We start from the raw sequence: 24,336 nt of genomic DNA, 5'->3' as shown, positions 1-24,336 counted from the left end.
CTTTGGGATTTACTTTGACTAATAACGATATTTTACGCCGCATTCGCTACACTTTTAACTTAACTGATACTGCTATGGTCAATGTTTTTGCATCAGCAGAGCATACGGTCACCAAAGAGCAAGTAATTGCATGGTTAACTAAAGAAGGTGAAGAGGCTTTTACCCCAATAAGTGATACTGAGTTTGCAAGCTTTTTAAATGGGTTTATTAATACCCAACGTGGCAAACGCGAAGGTGAGCAACCAGAGCCAGAGAAAAAGCTAAACAACAATATTATCTTTATGAAGCTACGTATTGCTTTAAATATGAAAGCAGAAGATGTTATAGCAACACTTGCACTTGTTGATTTTGATTTAAGTAAGCATGAGTTAAGCGCATTTTCTCGTAAAGTAGATAACAAACATTACCGTGTTTGTAACGATCAAATATTACGTTTGTTTTTAACCGGCGTACAAAAGCAGCATCGTCCAGAAGAGTCTGCTTAGTAACTGGTTTTAGCTAATTAGCTTTTAGTTAATGGGCTTGTGTATGTGCAATGCTACATAAAGCCTATTATCAATGGTAAACCCCAACACTTAATAATTAAATACATTTATAACAACACCAAGTTACTTATTGGTTTACTTGCGTGTAAAAATTATATTGCCACCGCACAAATAGTTCACAGATTAACGCTAATTTTGGCAAAATAAAGATAATAATTGCATTCGTAAGCTATAACGCTGTAAAGCTCGGTCATAACAGCGTAGGATCAAGTTACTTTCGAATGAAAATTAGGTTTGCACTTTAGGTGCATTAACATATAAAAAATTATGCAACTAACTGCAAAACCATCACTTCCTAATGCATTACTTATTTCTATTAGTACACCACAATTTAAAGGCGACGAAGCAACAGAATCGCTTGCAGAGCTTGCTCGTTTGGTAACTACACTAGGCTTTAAAGTAGTAGGTACACAATCGCAAAAGCAAAGTTCTACCCAAAAAGTTAATGTACTGGGCTCAGGAAAACTAGCTGAAATAGCACACCTTACAGGCAATAAAGGGATGGTTGAAAACGAGCAAGAAGATGATTTACTTGATGAAGACCCTTTAACCGAAATATCCTCAGAAATTCCATCAAACGATTTAGAGTTTGCATGTGCCGATGTAGTGGTATTTGACTGCGATTTAACGCCTTCTCAACTGCGTAATGTTGAGAACCAATTAGGTGTAGAAGTATTTGATCGCACTGGTATTATCATTGAAATATTTAGCCGTCATGCGCGTACTAAAACAGCAAAATTACAAGTTGAAATTGCTCGCCTTAATTATGTCGCGCCACGGCTTCGTGAAACATCAACAGGTGATAAAGAACGCCAAATGGGTAAAGGTGCGGGTGAAACCACACTTGAGCTAAATCGCCGTAAGGTGCGCGATCAGTTAGCAGAATTAAAGCGCGAACTTGTTAGTGTTCAAGATGTAATGATGGACAGACGTACGCAGCGCTCTGAGCTATTCTCAGTGGCTTTAATTGGTTATACCAATGCGGGCAAGTCATCAATGATGCGCGCAATTACAGGTAGTGATGTAGAAGGCGAAAACAAACTTTTTGCAACGCTAGATACCACTGTTCGCGCGCTGTATCCGATTACCCAGCCTCGTATATTGGTTTCAGATACGGTTGGTTTTATTAAAAAATTACCTCATGATTTGGTTGCTTCATTTCATTCAACGCTCGCTGAGGCACATGATGCGTCGTTACTGTTATATGTTGTAGATGCTTCAGATCCTTCTTTTCGCTCACAACTTGAAGTAGTACATAAAGTACTGGCAGAAGTTGGGGTAGAAGGTAGCAAAAAATTATTAGTACTGAATAAGTCAGACCAATTAAGTACTGATCAACAGCAGTCGCTAATGGATGAGTTTCCTGATGCGATGATGACCTCTACACGTAATCCAGATGATATTAGTAAACTGCACAAATACATTATTGGCATTGCTCAAGAGGACATGATTGAAGAAGAGATTGTTATACCGTACACAGCTAAAGGTATTGTGGGCGAAATCCGATCGAGTATGAGTGTTGTTAAAGAAGAATATGAATACAGCCATATTAAATTAACAGTGCGCTCGAGTGCGATTGATTTAGAACGTTTAAAAAAGAGAATGTTGAATTTATAATAAATTCAGTACATAAAAAGCACAGCCAATTGGCTGTGCTTTTTAGTATTAGTCCTAACATACGTAAATTTAACGCTGCTAGCTCTGAACATAGCTCTGAGATAAATTCCCTACCCAGAGCCTCAGTTACTTAAAGACGAAACTAGGAAAAAGCGTTGTCGCTTAGCTCTTCTTGCATTTGCTCGCGCATTTTAAATTTTTGCAGTTTACCTGTTACTGTCATTGGGTAGTTTTCTACGAAACGGATATGTCGTGGCATTTTAAAGTAGGCTAGTTTGTCTTTTAAAAACTCACGAATTGCTTGCTCATCAAGTACAGCATCTTCTTTTGGTTGGATCCAAGCGCACACTTCTTCGCCATACTTTTCATCGGTTATACCAAATATGGCAGCATCTTGAATGCCAGGGTAGGTGTAAAGTACTTCTTCTATTTCTCGAGGGTAAATGTTTTCGCCGCCGCGAATAATCATATCTTTTATACGCCCAACAATCGTAACAAACCCTTCTGTATCCATGACACCTAAATCGCCAGAGTGCAGCCAACCTTCGTCATCTATTGTGGCTTTTGTTTTAGCTTCGTCATTCCAATAGCAGCGCATTATGCCTGCACCTTTACTACACACTTCGCCAGGTTGACCAATTTTTTGAATGTTACCCAGCTCGTCAATTATTTTAACCTCGGTATGGGCAAGTGCGCGGCCAACCGTTGTTACTTGCCGCTCTATTGAAGAGTCTGTTTCGGTAATGTTGTTTATAGGGCTGCACTCCGTTTGCCCGTAAGCAATCAGTATTTGATGCATGTTCATTTGTGTTTGTACTTTGCGCATTACTTGCTCTGGGCATGTAGAGCCTGCCATTACACCCGTGCGTAAAGTACTTAGGTCATAATCGTTAAAGTTACTCAGCTCAAGCTCACTAATAAACATAGTAGGTACACCGTGCAGCGCTGTACATCCTTCTTGTTGAACTACATCAAGCGTGGTTTTTGCATCGAACGAATCACTAGGGTAAATGGCTGCTGCACCTTTACTAACACACAATAAGCTACCCAATACCATTGCAAAGCAATGATATAACGGGATAGGGATACATAACTTGTCATCGCTCGTAAAGTGCATAGATTCGGCGACGAATAGCGCATTATTTAAAATATTTTTATGAGTGAGCGTTGCGCCTTTTGGGTTGCCTGTTGTACCTGATGTAAATTGTATATTGATGTCTTGATCAGCATTTAAGTTTTCACCTATTGCTTTTAATTCAAGCTCATGAGCTGCTGTTGGCAAGTTAATAACATCATTAAAAGAGTGCATACCAGGAGATGCTTCATCGCCAATGCGGATTATATTTTTAAGAGTGGGTAGTGCTTTTAAATTAAGTGTGTACTTATCGCAAGTTGCAAGTTCTGGCGCTAAACCATTAAGCATTTCTAAGTAATCACTGCCTTTAAAATTTGATGCTGTGATTAGAGTTGAGCATTCAACACTATTTAAAGCATATTGTAATTCGTTAGGACGATATGCCGGGTTGATGCACACCATTATTGCGCCAATTTTTGCCGTTGCAAATTGGGTTAAGCACCACTCAATATTATTAGGAGACCAAATACCAACGCGCTCACCTGGTTTTACACCAAGGGCAAGTAACCCCTTCGCAAGCTGATTAACTTCTTTTTGAAATTCTTTATACGTTAATCTAATATCTTGGTGATGAACTACAACAGCTAACGCCTCTGGCCTTTTGTCGACAATAAAGTCAAAGTACTCGCCTATAGTTGAATTTGTTAAAGGTGTGCTTTGTATACCTTTAAAGTAGCTTTGGGATAACGGCAAGTGATTTGTTTGCTCTACTTCTTTTACCGGGGTAGTGTGTGTGTGCATTGCTCTCTCCATGAAAATGTGTGTGAGTTATGTAAACTACAAAGTTAAAATAAACACATATTGTCGACAAAGAGAAGTGCAGTTAGACTAATGTATTATTAGATTAATAAAAGCTAATACTACTTTTTAGACACAAAAAAACGCGTCTTACAATGTAAGTACGCGTTTTTAAACGAGTAATGAGTTTACATTTCGTCGCTGCGGTATGTTTTTTTCATGATATAAACGTAAGCGTTTACAAAAGCATTTTCTTGGTACTTTTTAAGGCCCGTTTCTTCAAAATCAATAGGGATGGGGTTGCGTTTTAACTGCTCTTTAACTTCAGTTGTAGTAAATAAACGTACATCTAAGTTGTCAATTAATTGAATTGCAGTTTCCATTTTAAAGCCTTTTGCACTGCCAGCAAATTTACCTTTAGGCTGACGCTCACGAATTGCAACAGAATCAATTTGGTAATCTTGCATTAGTTTTGCAAAATCGAATTGAAATTTACGCATTACTTCAGTGTCGTTACCGTTACCTAAGGTAAAGCGTGTTTGGCGCACATCGCGAATATCAAATACGTCATTATCTTTACTTAAAATACAAAGTAGTACATCACTACCGGTAATTTCTACACCACATGTTCTCATGTCTATTCTCTAAAATAACTTAATTACGCAGTATTATACGCAACGCACATTAAAATGCGAGTGTGGGTATAGCTGTAGGCGCGTAATTAATGCATTGATGCTTTTATATTTTAATAAAATGATTTTTTTGCTTTAAAAGCTACATTTTGTGGATAAAACGGGTCGATTTCACCCCTTTAAACTTGTAATTAAATGCGCGGCACGCGACAATATATCTTTGTAGTTGAATAGACTCCTCATCTACATATATTAGTCAATGCTTATTCGTAAAAGCGTTGTCGAGTCATTCTCATTTAATTTATTAAAAATACACGTGATACATTGTAGGTGTCACCACTGTAGCAAGGATTTATAATGCCAGTTATTACTCTTCCAGACGGAAGTCAACGTAGTTTTGAAAACCCTGTAAGCACGCTTGATGTTGCAAACGACATTGGTCCTGGTTTAGCTAAAGCGACCATTGCGGGCCGTGTAAATGGCGACCGTGTTGATGCATGTGATTTAATTAGTGATGACTCTCGTCTTGAGATCATTACCGCTAAAGACGATGACGGCCTTGAAATCATTCGTCACTCTTGTGCTCACTTAATCGGTCATGCAGTTAAGCAACTTTTCCCAGACGCAAAAATGGCAATTGGTCCTACCATTGATAACGGTTTTTACTACGATATCGATATGGAACACTCACTATCACAAGATGATCTTGAAGCAATTGAAAAGCGTATGCTGCAACTTGCAAAAACCAACTACGACGTAGTGAAAAAAACAGTAAGCTGGCAAGAAGCACGCGATACATTTGAAGCGCGTGGCGAAACATACAAAATAGAAATTTTGGACGAAAACATCGCTAAAGATGACCGTCCTGGGTTATATCATCACGAAGAATATGTAGACATGTGTCGTGGACCTCACGTTCCTAACATGAAATTTTGCCAAAACTTTAAAATAATGAAAGTGGCGGGTGCATATTGGCGTGGTGATTCAGAAAACAAAATGCTACAACGCATTTACGGCACCGCGTGGGGCGATAAAAAGCAACTTAAAGCGTATTTAAAGCGCCTTGAAGAAGCTGAAAAACGCGATCACCGTCGTATTGGTAAAGCGCTTGATTTATGGCATTGGCAAGAAGAAGCGCCAGGCATGGTATTTTGGCACAACGATGGTTGGAGCATTTACCGCGAGCTTGAAGAATTTGTACGTGAAAAATTACGCGAATATGAGTACGAAGAAGTAAAAGGTCCAATGATGATGGACCGTTCACTTTGGGAAAAATCAGGTCACTGGGAAAAATATTCAGAAGCAATGTTTACCACTGAGTCTGAAAAACGTGAATACGCAATTAAACCAATGAACTGCCCTGGTCACGTGCAAATCTTTAACCAAGGTTTAAAATCGTACCGTGATTTACCACTTCGTATGGCTGAATTTGGTTGTTGTCACCGTAATGAACCATCAGGTGCGCTACACGGTTTAATGCGTGTACGTGGCTTTACACAAGATGACGCTCACATTTTCTGTACTGAAGAGCAGATAATGGACGAAGTGTCAGCGTGTATTAAGATGGTTTATGATACATATGAAACATTCGGATTTGAGAAGATTGTAGTTAAGCTATCTACTCGCCCAGAACAACGCATTGGTGAAGACCATATGTGGGATAAAGCAGAGCTTGCTTTAGCTGATGCACTTAAGCTAAACGATATTGAATTTGATTATCTTCCGGGCGAAGGCGCGTTTTACGGTCCTAAGATTGAATTTACTTTGTACGATTGTTTAGACAGAGCGTGGCAGTGTGGTACAGTGCAATTAGACTTTGCATTACCGGGTCGTTTAGGTGCTACTTATGTAGCAGAAAATAACGAGCGTCGTACACCTGTAATGATACATCGTGCTATTTTAGGTTCTATTGAACGCTTTATTGGCATTTTAACTGAAGAGTACGCTGGTTTATTCCCGACGTGGCTTGCACCAAAGCAAGTGGTAATTATGAATATTACCGATAAACAGGCTCCTTATGTTAAAGAAGTTGTACAAAAATTAAATAAACTTGGAATTAGAGCCGCTGCTGACTTGAGAAATGAGAAGATTGGCTTTAAAATCCGTGAGCATACACTGAAGCGTATTCCATATTTACTTGTTGTTGGCGATAAAGAAGTTGAACAGCAAGAAGTAGCAGTGCGTACTCGCACAGGTGAAGACCTTGGCAAATTTAATGTTGATGATTTTGTAGCTAAAATTAGTGAAGAAATTAAAAATCGACAGTAAAAATCGAGCGTGTAAGGCATTAACAAACAGCCATTTACACGCTTATATTATTGATATTCTTGGAGGAACGTACTATTAGAGGCGGCAAGAAAGGGCAACAAACAGCTCAAAAAAATCGTATTAACGAAGAAATTACAGCGCAAGAAGTTCGTTTAATTGACATTGAAGGCGAACAAGCTGGAATTCAGTCATTACAAGACGCGCAAACTATGGCCGATGCAGCGGGTGTTGATCTTGTTGAGATCAGTCCAAACGCTGAGCCGCCTGTTTGTAGAATCATGGACTACGGTAAGTTCATCTTTGAAAAAAGCAAAGAACTAAAAGAGCAGAAGAAGAAGCAAAAGCAAATCCAGATAAAAGAAATCAAATTCCGTCCTGGTACGGATGAAGGTGATTATCAGGTTAAGCTTCGCAACTTACGTAAGTTCTTAGAAGCTGGTGATAAAGCTAAGATTACTATCCGCTTCCGTGGTCGTGAAATGGCTCACCAAGAAATTGGTATAGAATTATTAAACCGTATCAAAGCCGATTTAGAAGAGCTTGCAGTAGTTGAGTCTTTCCCAAATCGTGTTGAAGGCCGCCAAATGGTTATGATGATGGCGCCTGTTGCTAAAAAATAATTTTTAAGCGATAATACGCACCGAAATTAGCTCAGGTCTGCAAGCAATATGCGAATATTCACCTGAGTTAACCGGTCTTAAAGCAAGATTGCGGCATTTATGTTGGGTCTTCACCGGAACATGGCAGTAAGTTAGGCCTAAAAGTGGAGCTATAGAAATATATCTCACGCCTGCTTACTAATTTAAAAGCAATACAATTGGAGTTATTGCAATGGCTTATAAGCTAAAAAGTCACAGTGGCGCTGCTAAGCGTTTCAAAAAGACTGCTTCTGGCGGTTTCAAGCGTAAACAAGCGCATCTTCGTCATATTCTGACTAAGAAAACTTCTAAGCGTAAGTTACACCTACGTCCTAAGATGATGGTTCATAAAAATGACCATGGTCTAGTTTCACGTATGTTACCGTTCGCTTAATAGGGGTTTTTAGAAATGGCAAGAGTTAAACGCGGCGTTGTCGCACGTGCACGTCACAAAAAAGTTTTAAAACAAGCAAAAGGTTACTACGGAGCACGTTCACGTGTTTACCGCGTAGCTTTCCAGGCTGTTACTAAAGCGGGTCAATACGCTTACCGTGACCGTCGTGCGAAGAAACGTACTTTCCGTCAATTATGGATTGCACGTATCAATGCTGCTTCACGTCAAAATGGTCTGTCTTACAGCCGTTTTATCAATGGTCTTAAAAAGACTTCTGTAGAAATCGATCGTAAGATCCTTGCAGATATCGCTGTTTACGACCAAGTTGCATTCGCAGCGCTTGTAGAAAAAGCAAAAGAAGGCCTAGCCGCTTAAGCTTTTTTATATAAGTATTAAAAAGGAGCCTATGGCTCCTTTTTTTGTGCCTGTAATTTAGTAACTTAACCCAATGAGTAATACTAATTCGCTTAATTAAATGATCTATTTTGAGGGCGGAAAAACGTGTTGATAGCTAGGTAAAAAATTCGCTATTTAGTTGTTCTCGGCAATTGCTCCTGCATTGCTCTACCTTCTGCATCCATGCAGTCATAAATGAGAGTTTTTTAACGCAGGTAGCGACATGTTTAGCCCCGCAAAATGATTAAGTATTATTGCACATTGGTATAATACTTAATAAGGTTATAAAGCCTAAAAAAACAGGTGTGAATGATTGAAATGTATTTTGCTGCATTTTTTTGTTGAATCACCGCAGTTTCCTCATTATAAAAAATTTAGTTGATATAATTTATATAATTAAGGCGTTTGTTAGAGAATTATATGTTTGCAAGTTTACTAATTTTATCTGCAAGTGTGGCGTATGACGCACACTTACCTCCACTCATTGAGTGGCAGGGGAAAAGCGTAGAGCTTTTACAAAAACAAGGCCCGTTAACTACTGACTTTGAGTTATCTGCAGGTGAAGCGTCGCCCGATTATGCAAATACAATGGCATTTGTAGATAGGTTAGTTGCTGCAAACCCTACTCAGTTTCAATCTCAAACCATTGGCTATAGTAATAGTAAGCGTGCAATAAAAATGCTAATTGCCAGCGAGCAAGGTTTTTTTGAAGCAAGGCAAATGGCTAATAGCACTAAGCCAACTATTTTTATCCAGGCAGGAATACATTCTGGTGAAATAGACGGTAAAGATGCCATGTTCATGTTACTCAGAGATATAGCGACGGGTAAGCGCCGTGACATTTTAAAAAAGGTAAACATATTATTTATTCCTATTTTAAATGTAGATGGCCACGAACGTAGCAGTGCGTTCAATCGCATTAATCAACGGGGCCCTGCAAAAATGGGCTTTAGAACAAATGCTAATAACCTTAATTTAAATCGTGATTTTACTAAATTAGATACCCCAGAAGTTAGAAGTGTTTTAAAGGTTATTAACGACTACAACCCAAATTTATACATTGATGTACACGTTACCGACGGCGCAGATTACCAATACGATGTGACTTATGGTTACAATCCGGTATTTTCGAGCGAATCGCCTGCGGTATCAGATACATTAAACCAGTTTTTTAAACCTCTCATTGACGATACGCTAGCGAAGCAAGGACACATCCCAGGACCACTTGTTTTTGTTATGGACAAGCGCGACTTTAAAAAAGGGTTAGCGGGCTGGGTTGCTACGCCACGTTTTTCAAATGGTTGGGGGGATTTAAAGTCATTGCCGACTATTTTAGTCGAAAATCATTCATTGAAGCCTTACAAGCAACGTGTATTGGGAACTTATGTATTTTTAGATGGTGCTATTACTGCGCTATCAAAGCACAGTCATGAATTAGCTAATGCAGTAAAGAAAGAACAAGAATTTGTTCCTAAACAGCTAATAGTAAAGCGTGGCTATGCCAAGCAAGCTGATACGATTGCGCAGTTTAAAGGCATTGAATATTCATCAAGCATGAATTCACTTTCGGGTCAAAATGAAGTGAAATATTTGGGTAAAGCACATACATATACTGACTTACTTATTTATTGGCAAAAAGATGTACAGCATACAGTTGAAGTACCTAAAGCTTTTTTTATTCCTCCTGTATATAGCAACATTATTGAGAAACTAAAGTTACATGGTGTCTCTATTAATAAACTTGAAGGGGCAAACACACAGCCTTTGAAAGTTGCAAAGGTGGCTGAATACACGTTTGATAAAGCACCATTTGAAGGGCGTTTTAGAGTATCAGCAACTTTTGATTACGTCCCTGCTATAAATGTAGATTTAGATGGTTGGTATCAAGTCAATACTCAACAAAAAGCAGGTGAGCTTGCTGTGCATTTATTGCACCCAGAAGCTCCTGATTCATTTTTTGCGTGGGGTGAGTTTAATACTATTTTTCAGCGTACCGAGTACATGGAAAACTATGCGCTAATTCCGTATGCACGCCAAATGCTAAAAGATAACCCAAAGCTTGCGCTTAAGTTTGATGAAAAACTTAAAGATAAATCATTCGCGAGTGACGCAGAAGCTCGATTAAACTGGTTATATGAACAAAGTCCATTTTATGATCAAGCCTACTTAAAGTATCCAATACTTATGTCATTCGAAGAAGAAGTTGTTATTCCAGATCAAAAAAGTAAAGAAATTTAATATGGAAATCATAACTATACCTGTCACTGCCTTTGCACAAAACAGCCGTATTATTTGGTGTAGCGAAACTAAACACGCTGTGGTTATCGACCCAGGTGGCGACACTGATAAAATAATAACGGTCCTTAATGAGCATAAACTAGCATTAAGTGCTATTTGGTTAACGCACGGGCATTTAGATCATGTGGGTGGGGCTGATATTTTACGAAATCAATTTAACGTACAAATTATTGGTCCACAAAAAGATGAGTACTTTTGGTTTGAAAACTTACCTATGCAAGCACAGATGTTTGGATTTAAACCCATTGAACCGTTTTATCCGGATATTTGGCTAAACCATAATGACACCGTGAGCGTAGGTAAACTTAGCTTTTTAGTGAAACATTGCCCGGGGCATACACCCGGTCATATAGTGTTTTACCAACCAGACTATGAGTGCGTTATTGTCGGTGACGTTATTTTTAAAGGCTCAGTAGGGCGCACTGACTTTCCTAAGGGGAACAGTGAACAACTTATAGAGTCGATTAAGACGCATATTTTAACCTTACCTGATAATACTAAAATATTGGCAGGACATGGTAGCGACACTACGGTGGGGTTTGAAAAGAAAACAAATCCTTTTATAAGTGGTAAGTTTGGTTAAGTTGCTTATTTTAAGTTTACAAACTGCATAAACATTAAAAATAAGCAGACTGAGTTTTAAAATGGTTGTATAATTTAACCAGTTTATTTGATAAATAAGAAATAAAATGTCTCTAAATCACGTAGATCGCCAAATATTGGCACTTTTACAACAAGATGCTAGTTTATCAACCGCAGAAATTGCAGATAAAGTAGGCTTGTCTCAATCTCCATGCTGGCGTCGAATCGCTAAGCTAGAGCAAGATGGTTATATAAAAAGCAAAGTGGCTCTTTTAGATGAGAAAAAACTTGGCTTTGATATGCTTGTATATGCACATGTGCGTTTATCAAATCACGGTAAAAAGAATCTTGCTGAGTTTGAAAAGCTGATCATGAGCTACGACGAGGTAACAGAGTGTTACACTATGGCTGGTACCATGGACTTTATGCTACGCATAATTTCACAAGGCATAGAAGGGTATGAGCATTTTGTGCGCGATAATTTACTAAGCTTAGAATACGTCCAAGAAGTACATTCTAATGTAACAATGACATGTGTAAAACGCAGTACTTCCCTTCCTTTGTAAAAGCACTTCTTTTAAAAGCTAAACCATTTTTAGTTTAGCTTAACCACATAATGATAATTGTTAACTGAGCGCTAATTTGGTAGAATTTAGCGCTTTTTTTGATACCCATTACACCATTTGAGGACCTCAATGTTTAACTTACTCAGTAGGGCGCCTAGCTCTGCTAAAAACGATATTCTATCTGGATTAACTGTGGCGTTAGCCTTAGTCCCAGAAGCAGTTGCGTTTGCCTTTGTTGCAAATGTAGAACCTTTGGTTGGTCTATATGCCGCGTTTATCGTTGGTTTAATTACGGCTATTTTTGGTGGTCGCCCTGGTATGATTTCAGGTGCAACCGGTGCACTAGCTGTTGTTATGGTAAGTTTAGTGCTTGATCATGGTGTTGAGTATTTATTTGCGACCGTATTGCTCATGGGCATACTGCAGATACTCGCGGGTGTATTTAAACTCGGTAAGTTTATACGCATGGTTCCTCATCCGGTAATGCTTGGTTTTGTAAACGGCTTAGCTATTGTTATATTTTTAGCCCAATTAGGACAATTTAAAGTGCCTGATGGTATGGGCGGACAAGAGTGGATGACAGGTAATCCATTATTTATCATGCTTGGCTTAGTTGCATTAACCATGGCAATAATCCACTTTTTGCCAAAATTGACTACAGCAGTGCCTTCATCTCTAGTTGCTATTGTAACTGTAACTGGATTAGTGATTGGGTTTGATTTAGAAGCGCATACAGTATTAGATTTCTTAAAAGGAATGACAGGCGACGAAACAGCAACAATCGCTGGCGGCTTACCTGAATTTCATATTCCTATGGTACCGTTTACTTTCGAAACGCTACAAATTATTTTTCCTTATGCACTTATTTTAGCGGCTATTGGTTTAATTGAATCATTATTAACGCTTAGCTTAATTGATGAGATTACAGAAACCCGTGGTCATAGTAATAAAGAATGTATTGGTCAAGGTGCTGCAAATATTACCTGCGGTATGTTTGGTGCAATGGGTGGTTGTGCAATGATTGGTCAATCAATGATCAATATAAATTCAGGTGGTCGCTCTCGTTTATCAGGTATAAGCGCTGCACTTATGCTACTTGGTTTTATTATTTTTGCCTCTAGCTTAATTGAAATGATCCCATTAGCCGCACTTGTTGGTGTTATGTTTATGGTAGTACTTGGTACATTTGAATGGGCAAGCTTTAAAATGATGAAGCGCGTACCATTATCTGATGCATTTGTAATTGTTCTTGTGTCGGGCGTGACGGTTATTACTGATTTAGCGATTGCTGTATGTGTGGGTGTTATTGTATCGGCTCTAGTATTTGCTTGGCAGCATGCGAAGCAGATATATACAACTAACTACATTGATCAGGAAGGCGCTAAGGTGTACGAACTACATGGTCCGTTATTCTTTGGCTCTGTTAAAAACTTTTCTGAGTTATTCGATGTGAAAAATGATCCTAAAAATGTGATTGTTGAATTTAAACACAGCCGCGTATCTGACCACAGTGCAATAGAAGCAATTGATACACTTGCTGACAAATACACAAAAGCAGGTAAACAACTTCATTTACGTCACTTAAGTAAAGACTGTACGCAGTTGCTTCATAAAGCACGAGATTTAGTTGAAGTGAATGTGATTGAAGATCCAACCTACAAAGTAGCATCAGATAAACTAGCTTAATTTACACAAGGCTATTGATATTTAAAAAGCGGAAGGCGGATAACCTTTCGCTTTTTTAGTGTCTCGACTATTTGTTTGCGGTAAGACTCTTAAAAAGCAAGGCAAGCTGTAGTGCTATGCAAACTCATAAATCTATATAATAAGACTACCTAATTTTGTGAAAATTAGCCCTACATAGGTAAAAATAATAAAAATAACAAACGCCTATTTTATGGAATTAGCTTTAACTTTAACCATACGGAGTAAACATCTATTTTGAACTGGCAATCTTTAGTCGATAACAGGCAACGTTTTTTTTGGCTTTTGCAAATCGCGGGCTGGATTGGTTACGCGTTAGTAAATTATATCGGCTCTAAAGTATTTGAAATGCGTGATATATATGTATTTGTTATTTTATTGAATGCTTACGCTGGTTGTTTGATGACAGTGCCGCTTAGGTATATTTACCGTAAAATTTGGAATGCCTCGCCTTGGGTGTTAATGATTGTAGTATTTGGTGCCTCTTATATAACGGGCACTCTATGGGCTGTCGTTCAAAAATTCAATCTATGGGAAATATACCGCCATGGTTATAGACCAGAGGAGTGGTTTTATTACCTGCAGCAAGGTTTAGATTCGGTTTATATTATTTTATGTTGGAGTGGTTTGTACTTTGGCGTTAAATATTATCAGTTATTACAAAGTGAGCGACAAAAAGCATTAAAGGCCACAACGATGGCACACGAAGCGCAACTAAAAATGCTCAGGTATCAGCTCAACCCCCATTTTCTATTCAATACACTTAACGCTATTTCTACTTTAATTTTGGTTAAAGAAAACAAAGATGCTAACTTAATGGTAGCAAGGTTAAGTGACTTTTTACGTTACACACTTAATACCGATCCAATTAAAAAAGTACCGCTTGAGCAAGAGCTACATGCTCTCATGCTTTATTTAGAAATAGAGCGCGTCCGTTTTGATGAGCGATTGAAAGTAAATGTAGATATTAGCGAGCAAGCAAAAGAGGCTTTAGTACCGAGCTTAATTTTGCAGCCAATTATAGAAAACGCGATTAAATATGCCATTGCCCATCTGACAGAAGGTGGTGTAATTGATATTAAAGCACAAGTATTTGCGAATGAATTATTACTAGAAGTGGGTGACAACGGCCCAGGCACTGAAATACTTGATGGCCAATTAGTTAACGCTCAAGGTGTAGGTGTTGCTAACACCAAAGATAGATTAAAAACGTTGTATGAAAATAATTATTCGTTTGTATTATCACATAATACGCCAAGTGGATTAAAAGTTAATCTGCGAGTACCTTTTGAGAAGGCTGTGAAAAATGACTAAAATAAAAACACTCATTGTTGATGATGAACCGTTAGCGCGAAAAGGTTTAGCGGTAAGACTTGAAGAATATTCTGATATTGAAGTAATTAAATTGTGTAGTTCAGGCGCTGATGCAATTGAAATGTGCCAAAGCGAGAAAATCGATTTGGTTTTTTTAGATATTCAGATGCCAGGTATGAATGGCTTTGAGGTGGCAAGAGCGCTTAGCGAAAGTACAAAAGTATTACCTGCTATTGTATTTGTAACTGCTTTTGATCAGTTTGCTGTAAAAGCATTTGAAATTCATGCTCTCGATTACATTTTAAAACCCGTTGATGATAACAGATTAAAACAGGCGGTAGAAAAAGTGCATACTTATTTAAAAACGCAGCAAGACAACGCCCATAAGAAAAAACTAGCGAGTTTTGTAGCAGGTATTACTGGTAATAATTGCGAAGAAATATTAAAAAAATTAGCCACTGGCGATACCTTAACAGATAGACGTTACCCAGAATCGCTTGCAGTAAAAGAGCAGGGTGAAATTATACGGGTACCTGTAGCGACTATCCAATGGGTTGATGCTGCAGGTGACTATATGTGTTTACATTGTGAAGATGGACAAACGCATATACTTCGTAAAACAATGAAAGAGCTTGAGCAAGAGCTAGACCCTCAGTTATTTGTGCGTGTACACCGCAGTGCGATAGTAAACACAAAACAAATTAGTAAGCTGGTTACACAAGTAAGTGGCGAGTATTTATTAGTACTTGAAAACGGACAAGAATTAAAAGTGAGCCGTAGCTATCGAGATAAGGTTAAAGCGGCATTAGCAAGTTAAAGCCAACGCTTTTATTACAGGTACAAAAAATGCGAGCTAAGCTCGCATTTTTTATATTTAGTAATTATACCAATCCGCAACAATACTTAGTTATTTTGCGGGGCTAACGTGTCGCTACCTGTGTTAAAAAATTCTCATTTACGACTGCATGGATGCAGAAGGTAGAGCAATGCAGGAGCAATTGCCGAGAACAACTAAATAGCGATTTTTTGAATAGCTATCAACACGTTTTTCTATCCTCAAAATAGATCACTTAATTAAGCGAATTGGTATTAATTATGCGACAGTTACAATTTTCATTGTGTTAGTTGCGCCCACAGTTTCCATTGAGTCACCGTGAGTAATAATTACTGTATCGCCAGACTGTAAAGAACCTTGAGAAACTAAAGTATCAAGTGCCGCTTTTACCATACCGTCTTTTTCAGTTTTTGTAGAATCAAAAAATACTGGGTAAACACCACGATAAAGTGCTGTTTGACCTAATGTACTCGCATGGCGTGAAAGCGAGTAGATTGGTAAGCCAGAGCTGATACGTGACATTAATTTAGCCGTGCTACCAGATTCAGTAAGCGTGATGATAGCTTTAACAGAATCTAAGTGATTAGCTGCATACATAGCAGAAAGTGCGATAGATTCTGCATTGTTAGAAAAACGACTATCTAAACGATGCTTAGAAACATGCGTTTCTTTTTGAGATTCAGCACCTAAACAAACACGTGCCATAGTCGCAACTGTTTCTTCAGGATAATCACCAGCAGCTGTTTCAGCTGAAAGCATTACAGCATCTGTTCCATCAAGAACAGCATTTGCAACATCCATAACTTCTGCACGTGTAGGCATAGGGTTATCGATCATCGATTCCATCATTTGCGTTGCTGTTACTACAGTACGGTTTAATGAACGAGCACGACGAATAATTAGTTTTTGCTTGCCCATAAGAGCTGCATCACCAATTTCAACACCTAAATCACCACGGGCAACCATTACAGCGTCAGACGCTAGAATGATGTCATCAACAGCTTCTTGTGTTTCAACGGCTTCAGCACGTTCAATTTTTGCAAGTAGTTGTGCTTTTGAACCAGCAGCTTCAGCAAGTGAGCGTACGTAGCGCATATCGTCGCCACTACGTGGGAATGATACGGCAATGTAATCTACGTCAATTTCAGCGGCAGTTATTAAATCTTCTTTATCTTTTTCAGTAAATGCTGGAGCAGTTAAGCCACCACCTAAACGGTTAATACCTTTATTGTTAGATAAAACACCGCCAACAGTTACAGTACAATGTACTAAGTGCCCAGCTACTTCATCAACAGTTAGTTGAATAAGGCCGTCATTTAGGAGTAATAAGTCGTTAGGGCTAACGTCGTTAGGTAATTCTTTATAATCAATACCTACAGAGTTAACATCGCCTTCGCCTTTTTCCATTTTTGCATCAAGAGTGAACTTTGCACCCACAGAAAGCGTTACTTTACCTTCTTTAAAAGTAGAAACGCGGATTTTAGGGCCTTGAAGGTCAGCAAGAATAGCAATATGCTTGCCTAATTTTTTTGCAATATCGCGTACAGCTTGCGCACGGTCTTTATGATCTTGGGCAACACCATGTGAGAAGTTTAAACGTACTACATTAGCCCCAGCGATAATAATTTTTTCTAAGTTGTTATCTCTATCGGTAGCAGGTCCAAGGGTAGCGACTATTTTCGTGCGTCTTAGCATCAATTTCTCCTGTTTGCTTGGTGAAAGCATGTTGACGTTATTTTGTTGAATTAAAATATCTATATTAGATTAAAATATTTTAATTATGTGCAAACTTCAAAGGTTTGCCACTATTTTATACAAAACTATTGTGTCATCATTATGACACCGGTGTCAGAATGCGTCAATGATCTTAATTTCAATTAGCGTTGCTTTTAGTCACCCCGAGAGCATTGATGTTTGATATAATTACGTAGCTTATTTATCTGTAATAAAAAAGCATGTTGTATGGGCTCATAGTTAGTATTTTATGACTGTATGAGTATAATGCACGCGGTATTATTTAATTTATACACTGAATTTTCTAACCAAATAGTTGTTACCGAGGAGGACACTAGATGCAAGTTGCATTAGTAGGGTTAGGCGTTATGGGAAAAAATCTTGCCCTAAACTTGATTGAAAAAGGGATAACGCTAGTCGCTTATGATAAAAACCCACATGCGGGTGAAGAGTTACTAAGTTGTGCCAAATCACAAGGCATGGCTGATAGGCTTCACATTGTCTCTGATTTAAGTGACATGGTAAGGCGTTTAGAGGCACCTCGTTCTATTTTATTACTTGTTCCAGCTGGTGAGTTAGTTGATACAGTTTGTAATGAACTTGTAGAGGCCGGCGTTAATTGTAACGATATGATAGTCGATTGCGGCAATAGTAATTATAAAGACGGTATAACGCGTAAACTCAAATACCAAAATAAATTTGAATTTGCCACTATGGGAATTTCTGGCGGTGCAGAAGGCGCTCGCCATGGTCCTGCAATGATGGCAAGTGGTTCTGAAGGTGGTTGGGAACGTATTGAGCCATGGTTTGAAAAAGTAGCTGCTAGCTATAATGGCGATTCATGTTTTGCACGTGTTGGCCAATCAGCAAGTGGTCATTTTGTAAAAATGGTTCACAACGGTATTGAATACGCACTGATGCAACTTATTGCAGAAGTGTACCAATTACTTCGTTTAGGTACTAATCGTTCTCCAAAAGAAGTAGCTGAGATATTTAATGACTGGTCAGAAGGTCAATTAAATAGTTACTTACTGTCTATTTCTAGCCATATATTGTCACTTGAAAATCATAATAATGTACCGCTTGCGGACTTAATTGATAATAAAGTTGGCGCTAAAGGCACTGGTCTTTGGACTGCGCAAAATGCACTCGAACTTGGTATTGCTGTCCCTTCACTTGTTGCTGCTGTTCAAGCTCGTCATTTAACTAATGCATGCAACACAACGGCTGCACAAGAGATGACATATGCATCTAAATCAACGAACAATGTTGAAATTGATTTAGAAGAGCTAAAAGACGCGTTCTTACTTGCAAGCTTACTTGCGTATCGTCAAGGTCTAGCGCTAATTAAAGGTGCATCACGTACTCATCAGTGGAAAGTAGATTTATCTAAAACGCTTCAAACGTGGCGCGCTGGTTGTATAATTCGTGCTGACTACCTTGATAGCGTTGCACAAGGTGTTGAATTTATTGACACTCTTGAAAAAGAGTCTAACTCTTTGCGAAAAATTACCGGTCAAGCAATAATGACTGGTTTAGCATTCCCTGTATTGGGAGCTACACAAACGTATTTAGCAACATTAACTACACCGAGTAATGGGCATTTAGTTCAAGCCCAGCGTGATTACTTTGGTGAGCACGGCATAAAAACCCACAGTGGTGAAATGTGTCATTTAACTGATTTAGTAGATATAGACGCTAAAGTTAGATAAAAAACAGTTGTTTAAAACTATAAAGGCACGCTATTTAGCGTGCCTTTTGTATTTTTAGCCTGTAAAAATTAACGGCTCAACTCACCACGTAAGTTATCTTGCATTAAATGACGAATCGTTTCGATTTCAAGCTTTTGGCTAAATAAATAATGTAACTTAGTTAAACATGCTTCAAGGGTCATATCGTACCCACTAATTACACCAATATTTAATAGCGCATTACCTGTTGCATAGCCACCCATGTTTACATGACCTTTTAAACACTGAGTTAAGTTAACAATTACGACGCCACGTTTACTTGCTTCTTCGAGTATTGACAAAAAGCTCGGATCTTGTGGTGCATTACCTACACCAAAACTCAGTAGCACCAGTGATTTGATATTGCCATTGACCAAGCTTTTAACTACCTCTTGGCTAATGCCAGGATACAAATAAAGCACCCCGATAGGTTGAGGTGTAATAGGTGTAACTTGCAGCTCATTTTCAACATATGGGCTAAGCTGACCTTTAATAAGTTGAATATTAATACCCGATAACGCGAGAGGGTCTAGATTCGGCGAGGCAAAAGCATTAAACCCATCCGCGTGTGCTTTAGTTGCTCTATTACCTCTAAACAGTTGGTTATTAAAAAAGAGACTTACTTCAGCAATAGGATAATTTGCAGCTAAATACATGGCATTAAGTAAGTTTACTTGGCCATCAGAACGTAATTGTGAGAGCGGAATTTGTGAGCCGGTTACAATCACTGGTTTAGTCAAATTTTCGAACATAAATGACAGCGCTGAGGCTGTATACGCCATAGTATCAGTGCCATGGAGCACCACAAAACCATCATAATCTTGGTATTTATCTTTGATATCATTAGCAATGAGTTGCCAATGCTCTGGTGACATGTCTGAAGAATCTATAAGAGGGCAGTATTCGTGAATATCAAACAAAGGCATTTCATCACGATTAAATTCTGCGTTATTCACTACGGTTTCTGTTAAAAAACCTTCAGCTGGAATATAGCCTCGACTCGATTTTTTCATACCTATAGTACCGCCAGTATAAGCGATATAAATGCGTTTACGTTTCATAAAAAAAGCCCAGTAAAAAAACTGGGCCTAGTATAACGTTAAGCAGCTTTAAATACAGCTGATTAGGTGAAGCTATGCACTTTTATTGTGCAACGTTACACACTAAACAGCGTGCGTATACACCTTGTGGATCGTTGTAATCTTTAAGGTTTTCAACTTCAGTACTTAATTGGTTAATAACACTTTGTAAATTAGCTTGTGTTGCTAACACAGATGTTTTTTGTGTTTGCAAACCAAGCATTGATTTAATAGACGCATTACCAAAAATGTTTTGAATCATTTTTTCTTGCGAGCTTAAATCTTGTTTAATAGTTTTAACTTCATAATGATTAAGCTTGGCAAGTGCAGCAGCGGCTTCAATCGCACCTTGTTTGTCGCCTAGCTTATCAACCAAACCTAGTTCAAGTGCTTGAGATGCAATCCATACACGGCCTTGGGCAATTTTGTCAACCTGCTCAGGCGTCATATTACGCGCATCAGCAACAACATTTAAAAAGCGACCGTATGCTTCCTCAACGTTCATTTGAATTACTTGACCCATCTTTTCATTTAGTGGACGAGTGATAGAAAAGCCAGCCATTTCAGTTGTTGCAACGCCATCTGAATAAACACCAATTTTCGATAAGGTTTTCTCAAATGTCATAAAGGTACCAAATACACCAATTGAGCCTGTAATTGTACTTGGTGCTGCCCAAATTTCGTTTGCAGCAGAGGCAATCCAATAACCACCTGATGCAGCCACAGAACTCATTGAAGCAATAACAGGTTTACCAGCAGCCTTAAGGGCTAATACTTCAGCACGAATAACTTCAGAGGCAAACATACTACCGCCACCAGAGTCGATACGTAGTACAACCGCTTTAACTTTATCATCAAGGCGTGCTTTACGAAGTAGGGCAGCTGTAGAGTCACCCCCAATTTCGCCCGCTTTACGCTCACCATCAACAATCGTACCTTTAGCAACAACTACCGCTACTTTTTCGGTAATAGGGTTATCAATTTCAATAGGCGGTTTAATTAAGCTTAAGTATTCACGAAATGAAACTTGCTTAAATGTCTTACCATCTTCTTGTGTGCCCACTAAATCAATTAATTGTTTGCGAACTTGCTGATTTGTTTTTAAAGAGTCAACCCACTGGTGATCAAGTGCATATTTACCTGCATCGCCATCGGCAGCTTTCATTTTTTCTAGATATACGTCCATTGTTTCGTCAAAATTTGACTCATCAAACGGGCGAACAGCGGCAACATCTTGTTTGTATTCGCTCCAAAGAGCGCCTAACCAAACGCGGTTAGCTTCTTTGGCTGCATCGGACATGTCGTTACGAATAAAAGGTTCTACTGCTGACTTAAATGTACCAACACGGAAAATATGCTGCGTGACTTCAAGCTTTTCAAGTGCATCTTTAAAGTAAAGCGGGTACATGCCATAACCTTCAATACCTACGCTGCCGTATGGGTGCATAGCTATTTCGTCAGCATGCGATGCAATATAGTATTGTGCTTGAGTATAGTAATAACCCGATGCAATTACTTTTTTGCCAGCTTGCTTGAAGGCATCAATAGCCTTTGTAATTTGCTTAAGTTTATTTAAATGTGCTTTAGGCATCTCTTGTAAATCAAGCAATATCACCGAGATACGATCGTCTTTAGTCGCTTCGTTTATTACTTCAACAATATCGTCGAGTAATATTTCGCTTGGTGCTTCAGAACCAGAAGTTGCATCACTAATTGCGGCTTCAACTGGGTCTATATATGTTTTCTCTTCAACAATAGGGCCATTTAAGTTAAGCCTGAGTACAGAGCCATTTTCAACTATTATTTGATCATCGTCACTTGAGAGTGACACAAAGAAAACAATTACCAGTAATAAAAACAAAATGTTTAGTATTAAGCGACGAGAAAAATTAATTCCAGCCCAAATACCTTTAAATACCTTTGCTATCAAAATAGCTCCTTAATTTGGTACAGTTAATACATTAGTTCCATCTTAGCCTAGAATAAAAATAAATTTAACTGCTAAATCGTAACGAAGTGTTTATGAACCTATATAAACGTAAGTTTTTACTGCTATTTTTAATTAAATGCATGCACATATTGCTTATTACTTGCCATTAAAGCAGAATTAGCTAATGTATACAGGTTAGACCAGTTAACGGGGCACAAGATGTTAGAACAACAATTACAACTAAAACACACACAATTACGTAACCGCTTGGTTATGGGCTCAATGCATACAGGCCTTGAAGAGGGCTGGCATAACCGCAAACGCTTACGTGCATTTTATGAAGCACGTGCAAAAGGTGGCACCGCGATGTTAATTACAGGCGGATACAGCCCTAATTTACGTGGCAAGCTAACACCAATTTCTTCTTCATTTAATAGTTATTACGATGTGTTTAAGCATCGCGCTTACACAGATGCTGTGCATAAACACGGTGGAAAAATTTGTTTGCAATTATTACATGCTGGACGTTATGCATACCATCCTTTCAATCAAGCACCAAGTGCAATAAAAGCACCTATTAATCCTTATAAACCTAATGCGATGTCGCTTGGCTCGATTAAAAAAACAATTAAAGACTTTGCGCATTCTGCCTATATGGCTGAAAAAGCCGGCTACGATGGCGTAGAAGTCATGGGTTCTGAAGGGTATTTGATTAATGAGTTTATGGCGCCTCATACCAATAAACGCGATGATGAGTTTGGTGGCAGCTTAGAAAATAGAATGCGACTTGCACTTGAAATAGTTAAAGCTGTAAGAGCAAAAGTATCTGAAAAATTCTTAATTATTTTTAGATTGTCGGTCATTGATTTGATTCCAAACGGTTCAACACCAGAGGAAGTTGTTATTCAGGCTACCGAACTTGAAAAAGCGGGTGTTGATATATTTAACACTGGCATTGGTTGGCACGAAGCGCGTGTACCGACTATTGCGAGTATGGTGCCACCGGGTGCATTTAAAGAAGCATCAAAACGTTTAAAAGACGTGGTGAGCGTGCCAGTTATTGCTGTTAACCGAATTAATACTCCAGAAATTGCTAACGATATTTTAAATGCGGGCGAGGCTGATTTAATTTCGATGGCACGTCCATTATTAGCTGATCCTGAGTTTTTTAATAAGTACGTAAACAATCAATCTAAACAAATCAATATTTGTATTGGCTGTAACCAGGGTTGTCTAGATCACGTATTTAAAAATAAACGTGCTACGTGTTTAGTTAATCCACAAGCTGCATTTGAGCTAGATTACCCGCTAGAGCAAGCAGCTAAAGCTAAAAATGTATTAGTTGTCGGTGCAGGTCCTGCTGGTTTATCAGCAAGTTGTTACTTGGCTCAAAAAGGGCATAACGTCACGTTAATTGATCAAAAATCGCAAATGGGCGGTCAATTTAATTTAGCCATGCAAGTACCGGGTAAAGAAGACTTTAACCATACACTTACTTACTTCACTAATGAGCTCGAGCGATTAAAAGTAACTGTGGAGCTTAGTAAAGCTTACGACGATTCAATGCTTAAAGATTATGATGATATTGTTTTTGCAACAGGCGTTAGGCCGCGTGAAGCCTCTATTAAATGTAGTGATGATAAGCGTGTGTTTGCTTATGACGAAGTCATACGCGGCGAAGTAGAACTGGGCAAATCAATCGCTATTTTAGGTGCTGGCGGTATTGGTTTTGATATGGTTGCTTTTTTAAGTGAACATAAATCACAATCTATTAGCGAGTTTAAAACGCAATGGGGGATTGAGTGTGATGCACAACCTCATAAAGACGAGCGCCAATTGTATATGTTAAAACGCAGTTCGGGTCGTTTTGGTAGTGAGCTTGGTAAAACCACTGGTTGGATACATCGCCAAGTTGCTAAACAGCATGGTGTTAAACAAATTGCTGACTGCCAATATCAAAGTTTTGATAAGAATGGGTTAACAATTAATGTTGCTGGAGAAGTTCAAGTACTGCCGGTAGATACTGTTATTGCGTGTATTGGTCAGGTTTCTAATAGCGAAGTGCTAGAAGGTTACACAGATAACGCAAAAGTGCATGTGATAGGCGGAGCTAAATTGGCTGCTGCAATTGATGCTAAACGCGCTATTTTTGAAGCTCTACAAGTGGCGAGAAGTATTTAACCTTTGTAAATAAATTGAAA

Annotated in this window: 19 protein-coding genes; 14 read left to right on the top strand and 5 right to left on the bottom strand. The window is 38.6% G+C overall.

Annotated elements, in window-relative coordinates; all coding sequences use genetic code 11:
• Positions 1-14 precede the first annotated feature (14 nt).
• Together H5118_RS11995 and hflX are read left to right on the top strand one after the other, a co-directional pair.
• On the top strand, positions 15-485 hold the full coding sequence (locus H5118_RS11995) for a DUF1456 family protein (protein WP_182694991.1): 471 nt from the start codon (positions 15-17) through the stop codon (positions 483-485).
• Positions 486-812: 327 nt separating this feature from the next.
• The gene (hflX, locus tag H5118_RS11990; protein ID WP_024595635.1) at positions 813-2,162 is read left to right on the top strand and encodes a GTPase HflX; all 1,350 of its coding nucleotides are present in this window, start codon (positions 813-815) and stop codon (positions 2,160-2,162) included.
• Between the two features lie 142 nt (positions 2,163-2,304).
• Here hflX and H5118_RS11985 read toward each other — a convergent pair whose 3' ends face one another.
• Positions 2,305-4,038 (bottom strand): AMP-binding protein, encoded by a 1,734-nt coding sequence (locus H5118_RS11985; RefSeq protein ID WP_182748947.1) that lies wholly within the window; start codon positions 4,036-4,038, stop codon positions 2,305-2,307.
• 185 nt (positions 4,039-4,223) lie between these two features.
• On the bottom strand, positions 4,224-4,670 hold the full coding sequence (locus tag H5118_RS11980) for a DUF3010 family protein (protein WP_002960715.1): 447 nt from the start codon (positions 4,668-4,670) through the stop codon (positions 4,224-4,226).
• A gap of 354 nt (positions 4,671-5,024) precedes the next feature.
• Between H5118_RS11980 and thrS the strand changes: the two genes are divergently transcribed.
• The 10 genes from thrS to H5118_RS11930 all read left to right on the top strand — a co-directional run bounded on the left by thrS (position 5,025) and on the right by H5118_RS11930 (position 15,644).
• Positions 5,025-6,935: a threonine--tRNA ligase gene (gene thrS / locus H5118_RS11975; RefSeq protein ID WP_024595638.1), complete on the top strand. Its 1,911-nt coding sequence runs from the start codon at positions 5,025-5,027 to the stop codon at positions 6,933-6,935.
• Positions 6,936-6,994: 59 nt separating this feature from the next.
• Entirely contained in the window at positions 6,995-7,555 is a 561-nt protein-coding gene (gene infC / locus H5118_RS11970) for a translation initiation factor IF-3 (protein ID WP_002960714.1), read from the top strand.
• 211 nt (positions 7,556-7,766) lie between these two features.
• On the top strand, positions 7,767-7,967 hold the full coding sequence (gene rpmI / locus H5118_RS11965; protein WP_002960713.1) for a 50S ribosomal protein L35: 201 nt from the start codon (positions 7,767-7,769) through the stop codon (positions 7,965-7,967).
• A gap of 15 nt (positions 7,968-7,982) precedes the next feature.
• A complete protein-coding gene (gene rplT, locus H5118_RS11960; RefSeq protein WP_002960711.1) occupies positions 7,983-8,342 on the top strand; it encodes a 50S ribosomal protein L20 in 360 nt (119 codons plus the stop codon).
• A gap of 441 nt (positions 8,343-8,783) precedes the next feature.
• Positions 8,784-10,601 (top strand): M14 family metallopeptidase, encoded by a 1,818-nt coding sequence (locus H5118_RS11955; RefSeq protein ID WP_182748945.1) that lies wholly within the window; start codon positions 8,784-8,786, stop codon positions 10,599-10,601.
• 1 nt (position 10,602) lies between these two features.
• The gene (locus tag H5118_RS11950; protein WP_024596639.1) at positions 10,603-11,244 is read left to right on the top strand and encodes an MBL fold metallo-hydrolase; all 642 of its coding nucleotides are present in this window, start codon (positions 10,603-10,605) and stop codon (positions 11,242-11,244) included.
• Positions 11,245-11,350: 106 nt separating this feature from the next.
• Positions 11,351-11,809, top strand: coding sequence for an Lrp/AsnC family transcriptional regulator (locus H5118_RS11945; protein WP_002960703.1), 459 nt, complete (start codon positions 11,351-11,353; stop codon positions 11,807-11,809).
• A 129-nt stretch (positions 11,810-11,938) separates the two neighbouring features.
• On the top strand, positions 11,939-13,495 hold the full coding sequence (locus tag H5118_RS11940) for a SulP family inorganic anion transporter (protein ID WP_002960702.1): 1,557 nt from the start codon (positions 11,939-11,941) through the stop codon (positions 13,493-13,495).
• Positions 13,496-13,750: 255 nt separating this feature from the next.
• Entirely contained in the window at positions 13,751-14,827 is a 1,077-nt protein-coding gene (locus H5118_RS11935; RefSeq protein WP_024596641.1) for a sensor histidine kinase, read from the top strand.
• Positions 14,820-15,644: a LytTR family DNA-binding domain-containing protein gene (locus H5118_RS11930; protein ID WP_024596642.1), complete on the top strand. Its 825-nt coding sequence runs from the start codon at positions 14,820-14,822 to the stop codon at positions 15,642-15,644. Before H5118_RS11935 ends, H5118_RS11930 begins: the two co-directional genes overlap by 8 nt.
• 276 nt (positions 15,645-15,920) lie before the next feature.
• Here H5118_RS11930 and pyk read toward each other — a convergent pair whose 3' ends face one another.
• Positions 15,921-17,357 (bottom strand): pyruvate kinase, encoded by a 1,437-nt coding sequence (pyk, locus tag H5118_RS11925; protein ID WP_024596643.1) that lies wholly within the window; start codon positions 17,355-17,357, stop codon positions 15,921-15,923.
• A 377-nt stretch (positions 17,358-17,734) separates the two neighbouring features.
• Between pyk and gndA the strand changes: the two genes are divergently transcribed.
• On the top strand, positions 17,735-19,108 hold the full coding sequence (gndA, locus tag H5118_RS11920) for an NADP-dependent phosphogluconate dehydrogenase (RefSeq protein WP_024596644.1): 1,374 nt from the start codon (positions 17,735-17,737) through the stop codon (positions 19,106-19,108).
• A 68-nt stretch (positions 19,109-19,176) separates the two neighbouring features.
• Here the strand turns inward: gndA and ansA are convergent, their stop codons facing one another.
• Positions 19,177-20,187: an asparaginase gene (gene ansA, locus H5118_RS11915; RefSeq protein ID WP_182748943.1), complete on the bottom strand. Its 1,011-nt coding sequence runs from the start codon at positions 20,185-20,187 to the stop codon at positions 19,177-19,179.
• Between the two features lie 82 nt (positions 20,188-20,269).
• Complete coding sequence (gene sppA, locus H5118_RS11910) at positions 20,270-22,135, bottom strand: signal peptide peptidase SppA (RefSeq protein ID WP_182748941.1); 1,866 nt, start codon at positions 22,133-22,135, stop codon at positions 20,270-20,272.
• A gap of 219 nt (positions 22,136-22,354) precedes the next feature.
• On the opposite strand from sppA, the gene H5118_RS11905 reads away from it, so the two are divergent.
• Positions 22,355-24,316, top strand: a complete 1,962-nt coding sequence (locus tag H5118_RS11905; RefSeq protein ID WP_182748940.1) for an FAD-dependent oxidoreductase — start codon at positions 22,355-22,357, stop codon at positions 24,314-24,316.
• Positions 24,317-24,336 lie beyond the last annotated feature (20 nt).

It is taken from the genome of Pseudoalteromonas sp. SR41-1 (genome assembly GCF_014164015.1).
Classification (GTDB): Bacteria; Pseudomonadota; Gammaproteobacteria; order Enterobacterales; family Alteromonadaceae; genus Pseudoalteromonas; species Pseudoalteromonas distincta.
This window is presented reverse-complemented; position numbering and strand designations above follow the sequence as displayed.

What these genes read in the sequence shown, in the direction of transcription:
- hflX (WP_024595635.1), top strand. Translation starts at nt 813, where the DNA reads ATGCAACTAACTGCAAAACCATCACTTCCTAATGCATTACTTATTTCT.
- H5118_RS11985 (WP_182748947.1), bottom strand. Translation starts at nt 4,038, where the DNA reads ATGCACACACACACTACCCCGGTAAAAGAAGTAGAGCAAACAAATCAC.
- H5118_RS11980 (WP_002960715.1), bottom strand. Translation starts at nt 4,670, where the DNA reads ATGAGAACATGTGGTGTAGAAATTACCGGTAGTGATGTACTACTTTGT.
- thrS (WP_024595638.1), top strand. Translation starts at nt 5,025, where the DNA reads ATGCCAGTTATTACTCTTCCAGACGGAAGTCAACGTAGTTTTGAAAAC.
- rpmI (WP_002960713.1), top strand. Translation starts at nt 7,767, where the DNA reads ATGGCTTATAAGCTAAAAAGTCACAGTGGCGCTGCTAAGCGTTTCAAA.
- rplT (WP_002960711.1), top strand. Translation starts at nt 7,983, where the DNA reads ATGGCAAGAGTTAAACGCGGCGTTGTCGCACGTGCACGTCACAAAAAA.
- H5118_RS11955 (WP_182748945.1), top strand. Translation starts at nt 8,784, where the DNA reads ATGTTTGCAAGTTTACTAATTTTATCTGCAAGTGTGGCGTATGACGCA.
- H5118_RS11950 (WP_024596639.1), top strand. Translation starts at nt 10,603, where the DNA reads ATGGAAATCATAACTATACCTGTCACTGCCTTTGCACAAAACAGCCGT.
- H5118_RS11945 (WP_002960703.1), top strand. Translation starts at nt 11,351, where the DNA reads ATGTCTCTAAATCACGTAGATCGCCAAATATTGGCACTTTTACAACAA.
- H5118_RS11940 (WP_002960702.1), top strand. Translation starts at nt 11,939, where the DNA reads ATGTTTAACTTACTCAGTAGGGCGCCTAGCTCTGCTAAAAACGATATT.
- H5118_RS11930 (WP_024596642.1), top strand. Translation starts at nt 14,820, where the DNA reads ATGACTAAAATAAAAACACTCATTGTTGATGATGAACCGTTAGCGCGA.
- pyk (WP_024596643.1), bottom strand. Translation starts at nt 17,357, where the DNA reads ATGCTAAGACGCACGAAAATAGTCGCTACCCTTGGACCTGCTACCGAT.
- gndA (WP_024596644.1), top strand. Translation starts at nt 17,735, where the DNA reads ATGCAAGTTGCATTAGTAGGGTTAGGCGTTATGGGAAAAAATCTTGCC.
- ansA (WP_182748943.1), bottom strand. Translation starts at nt 20,187, where the DNA reads ATGAAACGTAAACGCATTTATATCGCTTATACTGGCGGTACTATAGGT.
- H5118_RS11905 (WP_182748940.1), top strand. Translation starts at nt 22,355, where the DNA reads ATGTTAGAACAACAATTACAACTAAAACACACACAATTACGTAACCGC.